The sequence below is a fragment of the Thiolapillus sp. genome, from assembly GCF_048562965.1.
GTDB lineage: Bacteria > Pseudomonadota > Gammaproteobacteria > Chromatiales > Chromatiaceae > Thiolapillus > Thiolapillus brandeum_A.
On sequence record NZ_JBHNMF010001572.1, the window covers coordinates 1 to 552 of the forward strand.

1 protein-coding gene is annotated in these 552 nt (G+C 59.1%); it reads right to left on the reverse strand.

All coding sequences use genetic code 11. From position 1 onward, the window contains the following. Positions 1 to 552, reverse strand: a 552-nt coding sequence (locus ACOCD2_RS25575) for a type I restriction enzyme subunit R domain-containing protein (RefSeq protein WP_419626402.1), incomplete at both ends; no start/stop codon positions are given.

Below are 552 nucleotides of genomic sequence, written 5' to 3' on the forward strand. Positions count from 1 at the left end.
TGCAGTCCACGCCCTGGGATTGCATGAAGTCTTCGAGTTGCTGCACGGCTTCGCTCAGCTTTACCACCACCACGGGGGCCGGGTCCACCAGCCAGATTTCACGGGCCCGCTCGCCCGCCTCGCCGGAGAACAGAGCGATGGCATCGTCAACGGCTTCCCTCTGGGCGCGGAAATCGAGGATGTTTCCGCAGGGCTTGGCGCCGTGCAGCACGCGGTTGGTGCGCGAGAAGGCCTGAATCAGGCCATGGTACTTGAGGTGCCTGTCCACATAAAGGGGGTTGATGTACTGGGAATCGAAGCCGGTGAGCAGCATGTCCACCACGATGGTGAGATCGATCTTTTTGTCGTGCGGCAGGTCGCTGTTGGGGTATTTCTGGTCCTTGATGCGTTTTTGCACGTCCTGATAGTAGAGATCAAAGGTGCCGATATCAAAGTTGACGCCGTATTGCCGGTTGTAGTCGGCCATGATGGCCTTGAGGGCTTCTTTCTTCCGGTTCGGGTCCTTCCGGTTGTCGGCCTTCTCCTGCGGCAGGTCTTCCTGTAGCTGGGCGA